The 13447-nt window shown below is 63.0% G+C and carries 12 protein-coding genes; 8 read left to right on the top strand and 4 right to left on the bottom strand.

Features of this window, described 5'->3' with window-relative positions; genetic code table 11:
* Positions 1–180 precede the first annotated feature (180 nt).
* Positions 181–1410: a PP2C family protein-serine/threonine phosphatase gene (locus tag OIS53_RS07415; protein ID WP_264681761.1), complete on the top strand. Its 1230-nt coding sequence runs from the start codon at positions 181–183 to the stop codon at positions 1408–1410.
* Between the two features lie 295 nt (positions 1411–1705).
* Here the strand turns inward: OIS53_RS07415 and OIS53_RS07410 are convergent, their stop codons facing one another.
* Positions 1706–3151 (bottom strand): O-antigen ligase family protein, encoded by a 1446-nt coding sequence (locus tag OIS53_RS07410; protein WP_264681760.1) that lies wholly within the window; start codon positions 3149–3151, stop codon positions 1706–1708.
* Positions 3148–4221, bottom strand: a complete 1074-nt coding sequence (locus tag OIS53_RS07405) for a GumC domain-containing protein (protein ID WP_264681759.1) — start codon at positions 4219–4221, stop codon at positions 3148–3150. The genes OIS53_RS07410 and OIS53_RS07405 overlap by 4 nt, the downstream gene beginning before the upstream one ends.
* A 232-nt stretch (positions 4222–4453) precedes the next feature.
* On the opposite strand from OIS53_RS07405, the gene OIS53_RS07400 reads away from it, so the two are divergent.
* The 4 genes from OIS53_RS07400 to OIS53_RS07385 all read left to right on the top strand — a co-directional run bounded on the left by OIS53_RS07400 (position 4454) and on the right by OIS53_RS07385 (position 9214).
* Positions 4454–5854, top strand: a complete 1401-nt coding sequence (locus tag OIS53_RS07400) for an oligosaccharide flippase family protein (protein WP_264681758.1) — start codon at positions 4454–4456, stop codon at positions 5852–5854.
* Positions 5855–6044: 190 nt separating this feature from the next.
* Positions 6045–7178, top strand: a complete 1134-nt coding sequence (locus OIS53_RS07395; RefSeq protein ID WP_264681757.1) for a glycosyltransferase family 4 protein — start codon at positions 6045–6047, stop codon at positions 7176–7178.
* A 117-nt stretch (positions 7179–7295) separates the two neighbouring features.
* On the top strand, positions 7296–7925 hold the full coding sequence (locus OIS53_RS07390; RefSeq protein ID WP_319805482.1) for a polysaccharide deacetylase family protein: 630 nt from the start codon (positions 7296–7298) through the stop codon (positions 7923–7925).
* 185 nt (positions 7926–8110) lie between these two features.
* Complete coding sequence (locus OIS53_RS07385) at positions 8111–9214, top strand: glycosyltransferase (RefSeq protein WP_264681756.1); 1104 nt, start codon at positions 8111–8113, stop codon at positions 9212–9214.
* 227 nt (positions 9215–9441) lie between these two features.
* Here the strand turns inward: OIS53_RS07385 and OIS53_RS07380 are convergent, their stop codons facing one another.
* A complete protein-coding gene (locus tag OIS53_RS07380; RefSeq protein WP_264681755.1) occupies positions 9442–9741 on the bottom strand; it encodes a hypothetical protein in 300 nt (99 codons plus the stop codon).
* A gap of 280 nt (positions 9742–10021) precedes the next feature.
* On the bottom strand, positions 10022–11023 hold the full coding sequence (locus OIS53_RS07375; RefSeq protein ID WP_264681754.1) for a chemotaxis protein CheB: 1002 nt from the start codon (positions 11021–11023) through the stop codon (positions 10022–10024).
* Positions 11024–11290: 267 nt separating this feature from the next.
* Between OIS53_RS07375 and tssD the strand changes: the two genes are divergently transcribed.
* The 3 genes from tssD to OIS53_RS07360 all read left to right on the top strand — a co-directional run bounded on the left by tssD (position 11291) and on the right by OIS53_RS07360 (position 13424).
* A complete protein-coding gene (gene tssD / locus OIS53_RS07370; protein WP_264681753.1) occupies positions 11291–12298 on the top strand; it encodes an HNH endonuclease in 1008 nt (335 codons plus the stop codon).
* Complete coding sequence (locus tag OIS53_RS07365) at positions 12295–12753, top strand: SMI1/KNR4 family protein (protein WP_264681752.1); 459 nt, start codon at positions 12295–12297, stop codon at positions 12751–12753. Before tssD ends, OIS53_RS07365 begins: the two co-directional genes overlap by 4 nt.
* A gap of 212 nt (positions 12754–12965) precedes the next feature.
* Positions 12966–13424, top strand: a complete 459-nt coding sequence (locus OIS53_RS07360; protein ID WP_264681751.1) for a hypothetical protein — start codon at positions 12966–12968, stop codon at positions 13422–13424.
* Positions 13425–13447: the final 23 nt, after the last annotated feature.

The raw sequence follows: 13447 nt of genomic DNA, 5'->3' as shown, positions 1-13447 counted from the left end.
CAAGCCAGGGTGCGCAGCCGGAGTCGAACCGGAAGTCGCCGCAGGCTAGCATCTCTCCTGCTGGCTAACCTCAATCGTGAGAACGAAGCAGGAGAGATGCTTCACGGAGCGGACGCCCGATGAAGCGTGACGTTCCTCTAAGTTCCTAATCCTCTAAGACCCTAAGTCCCTACTCTACATATGCCCACCATTACCCCCGAAAAACGACTGTTCTTGAAAGAGCGGGAGCTGGGCGCTCTGCTGGAAATCACCCAGGCCATTAACCAGGACTCTACCGAAGCGGCGCTCTACAAAATATTCCAGTTTACGCTCCTGGGTCAGCTGACCATCCGGCGGCTGGTGCTCTACGTGAAAGAGGAAAGTCAGTGGGTGTGCACCGTTTCGTTTGGGGCCGGGTTGCCCAATTTCCGTACGCTGCCGCTGCCGTCCAGCGTTTTGGCGGGCTGCCGCTCGGTGCCCTGCCCTATGACCAGCTTTCAGGTAAGCCCCGAGTGGGAGCTGCTGGAAACCGTTATTCCGGTGGTGCAGAACGGCGAGGTACTGGCCTACGTGTTCATCGGCAACGTGCACGAGGACTATGCCAGCGAGGAAGCCACCAACTTTCTGCAAACCCTGAGCAATATTCTGGTGGGAGCCATCGAAAACCGCCGCCTGGCCCGGCAGCGCGTGGCGGATGCGGCCATGCGCAAGGAAATCGAAATTGCCCAGGAGGTGCAAACCATGCTCTTCCCGCGCAAGCTGCCCAACGACAGCAGCGTGGCCGTGCACGCCTCCTACGTGCCCCACACCGCCGTGGGCGGCGACTACTACGACGTGGTGAGCCTCGACGCCGACCGGTTTCTGTTCTGCGTGGCCGACGTGTCGGGCAAGGGCGTGGCGGCCTCCCTGCTGATGTCGAACTTCCAGGCTGGGCTGCGCACCCTGCTGCGCCAGCAGGCCGACCTAGCCACCGTGGTGCAGGAGCTGAACAACCTCATCTTCCGCAATGCCGGCGGCGACAAGTTCATCACCGTCTTCTTCGGGCTCTACAACCGCGCCACCCGCCGCCTCCAGTACGTGAATGCCGGCCACAACGACCCCCTGCTGCTCGGCGAAGACGCGCCCCTGCTCGTGCTCAAAGACGGCACCATTATGCTGGGCGTGATGGACGAGCTGCCCATGCTCAAGGTGGGCGAAATCCAGGTGCCGCCCCGCACCCTGCTGCTCACCTACACCGACGGCCTCACCGAAGTATTCGACACCAACCAGAACGAGTTCGGGGAGGAAGGCGTACTCCGGGTGCTCCGCCACAACCGCTACGCCCCGCTGCCCACCGTCCACCGTGAGCTGCTCCGCGAAATCGAAGCCTTCAACACCAGCGGCACCGGCTTCGCCGATGACATCACGATTCTGAGCTGTCGGTTTAAGTAGGGAAGTGAGATATGAGAGGTGAGAAGTGAGAAGTGAGAGGTGAGATATGAGAAGTGAGAGGTGAGACAGTAGACCGGCAGCCCCAGCGGGGCGGCATATCGGTAGAAAAAGAGGAGTAAAAAAGCAAAGCCCCAGTGGGGCGACACAACCGTTCAACGAGGGGTGTCGCCCCGCTGGGGCTGGCTGTTCTCCCGGCTCTTACCTGCTACCGATATGTCGCCCCGCTGGGGCTGCTGTTCTCCTGTCTCACTTCTCACCTCTCACTTCTCACTTCTCACTTCTCACTTCTCATATCTCACTTCTCATATCTCACCCACGTTCCTACCCGGATCAGCACGGCTAGATTTAGGAAGAAGAACGAGCCGACTTTATCGACTTCGACCAGCTCGTTGAGCAGCAGGTGAAAGACGATGATGACGAAGCTTAGGCCACAAGCCAGCGTGATGTAGCGCAGCTCGGAGCCGGGCAGGGTGCGGTGGTAGAGGTGCTCTAGCATCAGCAGGGCCACCACCAGCAGCACCATAAACAGAAGCATCCCCGGAAAGCCCTGCTCGGCCAGCAAGAGCAGAAAGTAGTTGTGGGTGGTGGATTTCTCGGGGTTGTCGCTCACGTAGGTGCGGAAGCTGCGCACGGTGTAGCGCTTGTACTCGGGGTAGAAGGTGCTGGGGCCGCTGCCCACCAGGGGCCGGTCGGCGGCCATGCGCACGGCGGCCACCCAGCGGTACACCCGCTCCATCCCCGACACGTCTTCCAGCTTGTAGGTAGCCTCCAGGTGCTTCTCGAAGTCGTCGCCGTAGAACACGGTTTTTTCGAAATCGGGGGCGTAGAGCAGGTAGGTATTCTCGCTCAGGAAGTAGATGGAGCCAGTGAGGGCCGCCGCCACGGCACCCACCAGAAACAGGCGCATCTGGCGCAGGCGCACCACCCAGTAAAACACGGCCGCTACCGGCAAGGCCAGCAGGGAAGCCCGGGTGTAAGCCGTGAGCAGCCCAAACAGCAGCAGGCCCGTTGCCACCCGCCACGCCGTCCGCTCCCAGCCCCGGCTGCGCCGCACCCCGTACAGGGCAAAGGGCAAGAGCAGCGCCAGCACCGTGGCATAAATGACGTGGTTACGGTAAAACCAGGACGCCGCCGGGTTAATGCCATCAAAGGAAAAGCCTGATGAGGCGTGACGAACGGCCGTAATAATGACCGTAATGCAGGCGCTGCCCACGTACAGCCCCGCTACCCGCCATAGGTCGGTAGGGCGGCGTACAATCAGCCACGTGCCCAGAATGAACGGTACCAGATACCAGATTTTGGCCAGCAGGTATTTAACCGACTTGGTTGTATCAACCGAAAAGAAAGTTGACGTAATAGACCAGAGCAGCAGCAGCAGCAGCAAGACGATAACCGGGTGCAGTAGTTCCCGGCGCGGCAGGTGCCCGTAGCCCAGTAGCAGCGCGGCCCCCACGCAGCCCGTTAGCACCAGCATCAGGGGCTCGGAGGGCACGTCGAGGCTCAGGCCGCCGGGCATGGCTATTTCGCGGGCAAAGGCCAGGGAGGCAAAGAGCAAGTAGAACACCAGGCGCCAGTCGATAAGCACCAGCAGCAGGCCCAGAAGCAGCACGGCGGGCAGCAGGGGCAGGGGTGTTTTCAGCAGCAGGGCGGCGGCACCGCCCACCAGCAGCACCAGCACAAACCCCACAAATACCCGCTGGGCCGTGTCCGGGGGCCATAGCTGATTTAGCAGGCGGTTCATGCGGCCGTGCTGAGCGAAACCGGCCGCTGCGTGCGGCGCAGCAGCTCCAGCAGCGTAATCAGCACCACCGACAGCATCAGCGTGAGGGCCACGGCTCCCACCACAATCAGCCAGCGCACGGGCTTGCTCTTCTTCACGGCCGGGTAGGCTTTTTGCACCACGTACAGCGACGACAGCTTGCCCCGGATGGCCACATCGGCAATTTCGTAGTCGCCGCGGGCCTTTACCAGGCGGGCTTGCAGGTCTTCGAGGCGGGCCGTAAACATCTTCACCGAGTCGAGGCCCTGGGTGTAGTTCTCCAGGTTTACCACGTTGCCGCCGTCGGCCTGGGTGAGGCCGCGCAGGGAGCGGCGCAGGGCCCCGGCGTTGCCGCTGCCGCCCTCGGCCTGGCGCAGCTTGCTTTCAATCTCAATAATTTCGCGGGCCAGGTAGCGCGACTGCATCTCCTCATTAAAGATGCCGTAGCGGCGGCGGGCCTGCACCAGCTGGCGGCGCGAGCGTTCAAACTCCCCGTTCAGGAACTCGTAGCGCTGCTTGAACAGGCCCAGCACGTTGCGGCGGTTTTCCAGGGTCAGCTGCTGGTTGATGGAGTCGATAACCTGCACCATGGCATTGGCCATGCGGGCGGCCAGCTGCTTGTCCGTGTCCTGAAACGTCAGCTCAATGGCGTCGCGCTCATTGTGCACAATGCCCAGGTTGTCGCTAAACTCCTTGAGCACCGCTTCATCGGCCTTGTCTTCGCCGGGCTGGCCTACGCCGTAGTGGTTGTAGAGGTCGAAGCGCCGGATCATCAGCTCAGCCACTGGCTGCGACTCGCCGATGGTAATCACGCGGTCCAGGTCCTCGGTGCGGTTTTCCAGCTCCAGCTTTTCGCCGTCCACAATCCGGTCGGGGTCGGTGCTCTGAGGGTTCGTAGGAAAGAAAACGGCCGTGGAAGTGTAGATATTGGGCAGCAGCAGGGCCACCACCAGGCTGACCACCAGCGCCAAGGCCAGTGCCGTCCCTACCAACTTCTTCCAACGATCAATAATGGGCCACAACCCCAGCAAAGAATACGTGCGTTCTAACATAGATGTGTACAGCTCCCGAACCTGGAAAGTGAAAGCACCACGTGCGGAGGCTGGCAAAGATAGAGGAAAAATGAGCGGCCGTTCGGACTTCGGTCCATACAGATTTGCGTAGTTTTGCCCTCCGTGGCACCTGGCTTCGTGTTTTTTGGGGCTGGAGACCAGCTTTCCTGCCCGTATGGTCTTGCTCTAATTCTGGTCCGGCATCAAACGCTTCCTCGGAAACATCAGCCTCGTGGTGCTGCTCAACCTGCTGATAAAGCCAGGGTGGGTTATTCTCGAAAATGTAGTGCAGGACCGCCTGGGCCACGCGGCTTTCGGGCTGTTCACGGCCTTGTCGGCCCTCACGCTGGTGCTGGCCACGGTGTCGGATCTGGGGCTGACTCACTATAGCGTGAAGCGGGTGGCGGCCGAGCCGGGCTTTCTGGCGGAGTATTTCCCTACCATCCTGCCCCTGCGCGGGGCGCTGAATGGCGTGGCCCTGGGGGCTATGGTGGGCCTGGGCTGGATGCTGGGCTACCGCGGCGCCACGCTGGGCCTGCTGGCTGCCGTGGGTGCCAGCCTGCTGCTAACTCAGTACGGGCAGTTTTTGCGGGGCACCTTGCAGGCCCAGCAGCGCTTCAACACCGACGCCGTGCTGTCGGTATTCGAGAAGTTTCTGCTGCTGGGGCTGGTGGCGGCCCTGTTGCCCCTGGGCCTCACGCTGGAGCGCTACGTGGGCGTGCGGGTAGCGGCGGCCGGGTTTACCGTGGCCTTGCTCTACGGGCTGATGACGCGCCTGTTTGGCCGCATCCGCTACCGCTGGCAGTGGAAGCAGGCCGGCGGCGTGCTGCGCGAAACCGTGCCGTTTGCCGTAATGAACTTGTTGTATGGCCTGAATGAGCGGGTGGATATGGTGATGCTGGAGCGGTTGGCCTCGGCCGATGAAGCGGGCTACTATGCCGGGGCCTACCGCTGGGTGGATGCGGTGATGATGTACCTCTGGACCGTGCTGCCCTTGTTTTTTGCCCGCTTCTCCGGCGCCACGCACCGCCCGGCCGAGCAGCGGGAACTGCTGTGGTTTGGGCAGCGGATAGTCACGATACCCATGCTGTTTGTCTGCGTATTTGTGCTGTTTCGGGGCGAAGTGCTCTTCTGGCAGTTCAAGCACAGCTCGGCGGCCGAGGTTGCGCGCATGGCGTGGTGCCTGAAGGTACTGTTTGTCAACGTGCTGGTGCACGCGTTTTTTGCCCTGTACGCAACCTTGCTCAACAGCACCCACTACGTACGCACCGTGAACCGCCTGGTGGCCCTGAGTGCCCTGTTGAATATTGGCTTGAATCTGCTGTTTTTGCCGCGGTTTGGTGCCATAGCTGCGGCCTGGAACACGCTAGTCTGCGCGGCCTTAGTATCGGTGGGGTATGTATGGCTGGTGCAGCGCCACGCCGGTGTGCCGGTGCCTTGGAGCACACTGGCCCGCTTGCTGAGCCTGCTGGCTGGGCTGGGGGCGGGCTGGTATGCGCTGCAACACGTAGCGCACCTGCACTGGATGGTGGAAACGGCGCTGGCTGGCCTGCTTTTCGTGGTGCTGGTGCTGGCTGTGCGCGTTGTGCGTCCTGCCGAGTTGCGGCAGCTACAAGGGCTCCGGCGAAAATGACAATGATAGAATCAACAGCTACCCCTTCAGCCATCCACCCTTCCAGGCTCACGCCACGCGTAGAAGTGATGCACTCCTGGTTGCCACGGTTGTTTACCGTCGCCGCGTAAAATCAGCCACGTCACCCAGTTGGGTGCCTGATTTAAGATACTGGTAGCAAACAGCACGAAAACGAAGCCCCGAACAAGCTATGCACCTCGCCGTCAATACTCGTTTTCTGTTGCCGGGGGACCAGCTGGAAGGCATTGGGCGGTTTACGTTTGAGACGCTGCGGCGCATGGTGGCGGCCCACCCGGAGCACACGTTTCACTTCCTGTTCGACAGGCCCTACGACGCGCGCTACCTGTTCGGGCCGAATGTGGTGCCGCACGTGCTGTTTCCGCCGGCCCGGCACCCGTTTTTGTTTGTAGCCTGGTTTGAAGGCGCCGTGGCTGCCTGGCTGCGCCGCCACCGCCCGGCCGTGTTCCTGAGCCCCGACGGCTTCACTACGCTCAACACCCATGTGCCCCGCGTGACGGTGATGCACGACCTCGCCTTCGAGCATTTTCCGCAGGACGTGGGCCTGGTGCAGCGCAAGTACTACCACTTCTTCGCGCCCCGGTTTGCGCGGGCTTCCCAGCGGGTGGTGGCGGTGTCGGAAGCTACGCGCCAGGACCTGGTGCGCACCTACGGCCTGCCCGAAAGCCGCATCAGCGTGGTGTACAACGCCGCCGACGCCCGGTTCCGGCCCCAGCCGGCCGCCGTGCAGCAGGCCACACGGGACCGGTTCAGCGCCGGCAAGCCGTATTTCCTATTCGTGGGCGCCTTGCAGCCGCGCAAAAACCTGGTGAACCTGCTGCGGGCTTTCGACGCCTTCAAGGCCCAGACCGGCGCGGCCACCAAGCTGCTCATCGTGGGCCGCACGGCCTGGAAAGCCGGGCCCATGTTCGACACCTACCAGCACCTGCGCTTCCGCCACGACGTGCACCTTACGGGCCGCGTGCAGGACGACGAGCTGGTGCAGCTCTACGCCGCGGCCCTGGGCACGGCCTACGTGCCCTACTTCGAGGGCTTCGGCATTCCCATCATCGAGGCTCAGGCCTGCGGCTCCCCGGTCATCACCTCCAACTGCAGCTCCCTGCCCGAAGTAGCCGGCGACGCCGCCTGCCTCGTCGACCCCTTTCAGGTTGAGTCCATTGCCGCTGGCCTGCAGCAGGTGCATGAGGACCCCGCGTACCGCGCCGCCCTGGTGGAGCGCGGCTTCCGGAACGTGCAGCGCTTCTCTTGGGACCAGAGCGCCCAGGCCCTGTGGGAAGCAGTTAGTTTAGTGAGCGGCAAGCTGTAAGCCACACGCTGCAAGCTAGACCATGCCTGAAGCTTGCAGCTTGAGGCTTGCAGCGTGTGGCTTACAGCTTGCCGCTTCCCAGGCTACCTTTGCCACTAACCCTATTCCGCTACGCACGTGCGACTGTTCCAAATGCCGGCCCCGCTGCGGCGCCTGCTGCCCGACTGCCTCTGGGAGATGCCGGCCGACGAGCCGCCCACCCTCTACCTCACCTTCGACGACGGGCCCATTCCCGAAGAAACGCCCTTCGTGCTGGAGCAGCTGGCCCGCTACGATGCCCGCGGCACGTTCTTCTGCGTGGGCGACAACCTGCGGCGCCACCCCGACGTGGCCCAGGCCGTGCTGGCCGGCGGCCACCGCCTCGCCAACCACACCTACTACCATATCAGCGGCTGGACTCACTCGCGCCCGCACTACCTGCGCGACGTAGCCCAGTGCCAGGCCCTGCTGGATGAGCTGCAGCCCGAAGTCCGGCCCCTCATGCGCCCGCCCTACGGCCGCATCACCCGGCCCCTGGCCCAGACTCTGCACGCCACTCACCAAGTAGTTATGTGGGACGTGCTGACCTGCGACTACGACCAGCACTTCAACCCGGCTACCTGCCTGGCCACGGCCATCCGCCTCTCGCGCCCCGGCTCCATCGTCGTGTTTCACGACAGCCTGAAAGCCAGCCGCAACCTCCGCTACGTGCTGCCCCGTTACCTGGACCACTTTGCCGCGCAGGGGTTTCGGTTTGAGCGGCTGTAGTGGACCTCACCCCTAGCCCCCTTTCCAAAAGAGAGGGGACTAGTAACCCCACCCCAACCCCTCCCCAAGAGGGAGGGACTCTAGTTTTAGCTTTCTAGTCTAGAGCTACAAACTAGTCCCCCCTCTCTTTTGGAGAAGGGGCTAGGGGGTAAGGTCCCCGGCCAGGGTGCGTACCTTGCGCCTGCATGACACTGCTGCTTTTCTATTTCGCGGGCTGGTTTGGCCTGCTGCTCCTATCTAGTGGGCTGTTCGTGCGCCAGCGTGGGGCCCAGCCGGGGCCGCTGCCTGCCCCCTTGCCGCGGGTAAGCATTCTAGTGGCGGCCCGCAACGAGGAAGCGGCCATCGGGCGGTGCCTGGCCAGCCTGCGGGGCCTGCATTACCCACCAGAGCTGGTGGAAGTGCTGCTCGGCGACGACGGCTCCACCGACCGCACCGCGGCCGTGGCCGCGGAAGCCATGCGCGGCTACGCGGGTACATTTCGGGTGGTGCCCATTACGACTACCCTGGGCCAGGCCCGTGGCAAGGCCAACGTGCTGGCCCACCTGGCCCGCGCCGCCACTTCCGCCTACTTCTTCATCACCGACGCCGACATTGCCGTGCCGCCCACCTGGCTCACGGGTCTGCTGGCCCACGCCCAGCCCGGCGTGGGCACCGTCACGGGCCTGACGCTGGTCACGGGGCCGCGTTTGTTTCACCGCCTCCAGGGGCTCGACTGGCTCATGGCCCTGGGGCTGGTGCAGGTGGTGTCGGATGCGGGGCAGCCCGTAACGGCCATGGGCAACAATATGCTCGTGACGCGGGCCGCCTACGAAGCTACGGGCGGCTACGAGCAGCTGCCGTTTTCCGTCACCGAGGACTACGAGCTGTTTCGGGCGGTGCTGGCGCGGGGCTTCACCTACCGCAACCTCTACCGCCCCGAGGTGCTGGCCGAAAGCCTGCCCATGTACACCTGGCGGGGCTTGCTGCACCAGCGGCGGCGCTGGCTGCTGGGCGTGGAGGCCCTGCCGCGCTGGCTCCAGGCCTGCCTGCTGCTTTACGGCGGCTTTTACCCGGCCCTGGCCGTGCTGGCCTGGGTGGCCGGGCCGCTGCCGGCTGCCTTGGTGTGGGGTGGCAAGCTCCTGGTGCAGGGCCTGCTGGCCCATGTGTGCTTCCGAAGGGTGGGCCGCCGGGCGCCGCTGGCTTTGCTGCCCTTGTTCGAGGTGTACACCCTGGCTCTCAGCACGGGGCTGGTGCTGTTTCGGGTGCTGCCGCTGCGCTTCGAGTGGAAGGGCCGCGCTTACCGGGCGTAGGAGACCGAAGGCGAGGAAGAGAAGGCACGGCCTCCGGGGCCGCCGAACGGGCGCCGCGGGTCGGCAACAGCTTACGCCCGAGGACCGAGCGGCACCGGCGCCACGAGTCCGGCGGAGCACGGTGCGGGGCAAGCTGCTCCTAACGCGAGCAAGGCGGGCCCGCGGGCCCGCCTTGTTGTCGGGGATGTCTGCTGAGGCTGCCGGCATCCGTTCCGCTTGTCGCGGCGCTAGTCCTGCGCGCCCACGATGGAAAACAGCGGCGTGAGGGCCAGCCGGTCGAGGGCGCGGCGCATGGTGGCGTCTACGTGGGTAAGCACCACGGTGGCGCCGGCTGCGCGCAGGCGCAGCAGCTGCGACACCAGGTAGGCCACACCGAGCGTGCGGCGGCAGCGCACTTGCTGGCAGTTGATCTGCACCGGCGGCAGCAGGCGGCCGTGGTTCAGCCACCACGTCAGGTGACCCAGGTCGAGGGAGTCGAGCGAAAGTTCCAGGGGCATGTCCTGGGAGAGGGGAGGAGCAGTTAGCATAGAAGGAGCGGGCTAAGTTGTTTTGGTAGGGAAAAGAGGCAGCTGGCTGCCAAAGCAGCCGAAAACAGAATGTCCGGAAAGAAAGACGCAGGCACCAGGCCGGTGCCCCAAACGGGCACGCCTGCATCTGCTCTGGCTCCAACGTTACAACGGAAGCGCAGAGTTGCCGGCCTCAATCAAAATACAACTTAACAGCAACAAATTACCATCTTATTCGGAGGCAGTACCCCGCGTTTACCGCACCCGTTGCGGAAAATACGGATGCCGCCACCTCTCGCCGTTACGAGGCCGCTATGTCATCGGCCGAGTTCAGCCCGCTCAGCAGAAACTCGCGCAGCCGGTTGATGTGGGCCTTGATTTCTTCGACCCGCTCCTCCTGCTGCACGCTCCACTGCCCCTCGCCCCGGCTGGCCATGCTCGTGAGCAGGTTGCGGCGTTCCTCCATCATGCGCAGCGCCACCCACAGCGTTTCTTCCAGCGACTGCCGGGAGCGGTCCAGCAACGAGTCGGCGGTGAAGGAGTGGCCGGTGTGGCAGCGGAAGCGTAGCACCCGGCCTTGGGGCAGCTCCCACAGCGCGCCACCGCAGTCGGGGCAGGTAAGCGGCACCTGGCGGCCCAGGGAGTTGATTTCGTCGGTGTTTCCCACAACGCGTTCGGCAATAGCGGCTTCCAGTTGCAAGTCGGGCGGAATAAGAAAGGGCGTCGCTGCGGGTGCCCCCACCAACTCAGCCAGCAGAGCGCCCATCTGGTTCAGGGGCGCCACATAGTCAATGGCCACGCTTTGCAGGGCGCTTTCGGGCATGCTCGGAAACTCGGCCTCGTGCGGGTCCTGCACCACGGCCATACCCCCGCAGCGCTTCACAAAGTCCAGCCCGGCCGTGCCGTCGTGCAGCATGCCGGTCAGCACCACGCCCACCACGTTGGGCCCGTAGGCCACGGCCGCCGACCGGAACAACGCATCAATGGAAGGGCGGAAGTTGTTTTCGCGCGGGCCCCGCGTCACCAGCACCCGGTTTTCCTTGACCAGCATGTGTCGGTCGGGAGGCGCCAGGTACACGTGCCCGGCCCGCAGCGGGGCCAGGTGGGTGGCCAACTGGCACGTGAGGGCGGAGTGAGCCGCCAGCCGGGCCGCCAGCGCCTCCCCCGACGAGTCGGGGGCCAGGTGCTGCACCACCAGCACCGCCGCGGGTAGCGTGGCCGGGAGTTGGCCCATCAGATGAGTGAGGGCCGGCATGCCCCCGGCGGAGGCACCTAGCACGATGAGGTGGGTAGGTAGCAACACGAGAGAAGGGAAATAGAAGAGGAAGTCAACCCGCGCCGTTGCCAGCGGCGCGGGCCCAGCCGGGCCCGGTAAGGAAAAGAAATAGGGCTGGCATGAAATATACTACGGGCGCAAAACAAGAAAGGCTTTGGTTGAGCTTGCCGCCCCCGTCCCGAACCACCCAGCAGCTCCCACCGTGCCTGGCCTGCGCCAAGCGCAACCTCTGGAAGCCTGCCCGCCCGCAGGAGAAAAAAGATTATTTTGGCAGGCTAACCAATGCTATCCGTCGTGCTTGCGCTATATGCTGAAATCCAAGTAGCCGGCCTGGCCGAGCCGGTTGTCACGTTCCGGTGCCGCCTAGAGCAGCCCCTGGCCCACACCGGCCAGCCTAGCAGCGAGGTGCATTACCGGCCTATCCGCCTCACGCTGGTGGGCCTGGCCGCTATGGCCGGCTTCTTCACCGAGTGGGCCGCCGACAGCCACTTGCGGCGCAGCGGCTGGCTGGTCATCTATGCAGGCGAGCAGGTGCGCTGGCGCCTGGCCTTCTACGATGCGCACTGCACCCTCTACCGCACCAGCTTCCGCCCCGGCCGGCCTGAGCGGGAGGCCGCTTACGAGCTAGAGCTGGCCCTGTCGGCGGCGTGGTGGGAGTGGAACGGCACCGACGTCGAGCACTACTCGGCCCTGTGGTGGGAGAAGGACCCCCACGTGCGCAAGCGGGCCTCGACGCCACCCCCGCCCCTGCTGCCCGCCCCCAGCCTGCGGAACCTGCCAGCGGAGGCGCTGCCACGCCCGCCCCAGGCCCCGCCGCCCTCCCCCGCGCTGAGCGCCCTGACCGGCGCGCCGCTCGTCCCGAAACCACCAAAGACGGCCCTTAACCCCCGGAAGAAACCGCCACATGCTCCCACAGTTGCTAAATGGTATCGTAAAGGCGGTTCAATAGAACAGTTGGGCAACGGCAACTGGAGGTACACCGATTGGGAGTGTAATTCGGTTATCTACGAGGGGCATTTTCCGGATTTTACTTCCTACGAACGACAACAAATAGATATTCCTAATATGGTCGGTGATTGTGACGCCGATTTTAGAGCCGCTAACAAACTAGCTCCCCTTGGTCGGAATCTGGAAGATAATACGTGGCATCACCACCAGAATTTGACTACTATGCAGGAAGTGCCTAGGGACTTACACGCACGATTCACCCACTATGGGGCACGTTCCATCATAAAAAAACAAGACGTTCGCCAGACACCAGCAAAACCAACCCGTTCTAAAATAAATAAGAAGAAGCCATGAAGACCTTTGTATCCTGGGGTAAAAACGAGGAATCGGCTATTTCTGAATTAGAGCAGCAACTTGGCTTTTCGCTGCCTGCCGATTATCGCAGCTTTCTAATCGAAAACAATGGAGGCCGAGTGGATGATGACCGGTTCTTTGTCGAAGGTCTTGGTCAGCATGTGATGATGGATGTATTCTATGGAGTCACGCACCGCAACCGGGCTCTTACCTTATCCTATTGGGCAAAGGATTACGGCGACGAACTGCAAGAGAAAACCGTCATCATTGGTACTGATCCAGGCGGGGGAATGATAACCTACATCACCAGCGGAGAAGACAAAGGTGTTTACTATTGGGACCACGCCCATTTTTTTGAGGAGTCAACCGAAGAGGACGGCAACACCTACTACGTCGCTGATTCCTTCGCCGACTTCTGTGCTAAGCTTACCCCCTATGTAGAGGCCGCCCAGTAGAAGGGGTGTCTTACTAATGTCGTCGGAAACATAACTGCCTCTGCCGCAGAGTCAACCGCCAGAAATAAGGCAGTCCACCAACGTCCCCGCCCAGCATAAGGCAATCTTCCCTGCTGAGCGGGGCCGCAGCGTGGCGGGAGTGGAACGGCACCGACGTCGAGCACCACTCGGCCCTGTGGTGGGAGAAAGACCCCCACGTGCGCAAGCGGGCCTTGACGCCACCCCCGCCCCTGCTGCCCGCCCCCAGCCTGTGGAACCTGCCAGCGGAGGCCACGCCGAAAGTGGTGCAGGCGGTGGAGCCGAGCAAGGAGCTGCGGGCTCAGCCTAGTGAAATAGAGAAATCCCGACGTAGAGAATTAATCATAGGTACTCCGGCTGCTGGGGATGTGCGCCCGGCTCAGGTTGTGCGCATTATTACTAAAGGCGAATCCATTGCCGGCATCGTGTCCGAGGCCAAATACCTAACTTTCAGCGAAGGCGTAGAGCATGCTGTTATCAAGCGCACCGATGGCGTCACCTATTTAGTGTCGGGAGGGAGCAAGGGCATAATACTGCCGGCCGACACGAAAGTGCTGTTTGGGCACACCCACCCGCCGGTGCCGCGCGGCGCCATTAACACGCCGAGCGTAGCCGACCGTGAGGCCCTCGAAATTCTTGGTCAATCTAAATAATACGTCTACCACGACGGACAACG

The organism is Hymenobacter sp. YIM 151500-1 (assembly GCF_025979885.1).
Classification (GTDB): Bacteria; Bacteroidota; Bacteroidia; order Cytophagales; family Hymenobacteraceae; genus Hymenobacter.
Note: the sequence above shows the minus strand (reverse complement) of the source record. Positions and strands in the feature narration are given on the sequence as shown.

Excerpts from the sequence above, each read along its gene's own strand:
- OIS53_RS07415 (WP_264681761.1), top strand. The coding sequence starts at position 181 with ATGCCCACCATTACCCCCGAAAAACGACTGTTCTTGAAAGAGCGGGAG.
- OIS53_RS07410 (WP_264681760.1), bottom strand. The coding sequence starts at position 3,151 with ATGAACCGCCTGCTAAATCAGCTATGGCCCCCGGACACGGCCCAGCGG.
- OIS53_RS07405 (WP_264681759.1), bottom strand. The coding sequence starts at position 4,221 with ATGTTAGAACGCACGTATTCTTTGCTGGGGTTGTGGCCCATTATTGAT.
- OIS53_RS07395 (WP_264681757.1), top strand. The coding sequence starts at position 6,045 with ATGCACCTCGCCGTCAATACTCGTTTTCTGTTGCCGGGGGACCAGCTG.
- OIS53_RS07385 (WP_264681756.1), top strand. The coding sequence starts at position 8,111 with ATGACACTGCTGCTTTTCTATTTCGCGGGCTGGTTTGGCCTGCTGCTC.
- OIS53_RS07380 (WP_264681755.1), bottom strand. The coding sequence starts at position 9,741 with ATGCTAACTGCTCCTCCCCTCTCCCAGGACATGCCCCTGGAACTTTCG.
- OIS53_RS07365 (WP_264681752.1), top strand. The coding sequence starts at position 12,295 with ATGAAGACCTTTGTATCCTGGGGTAAAAACGAGGAATCGGCTATTTCT.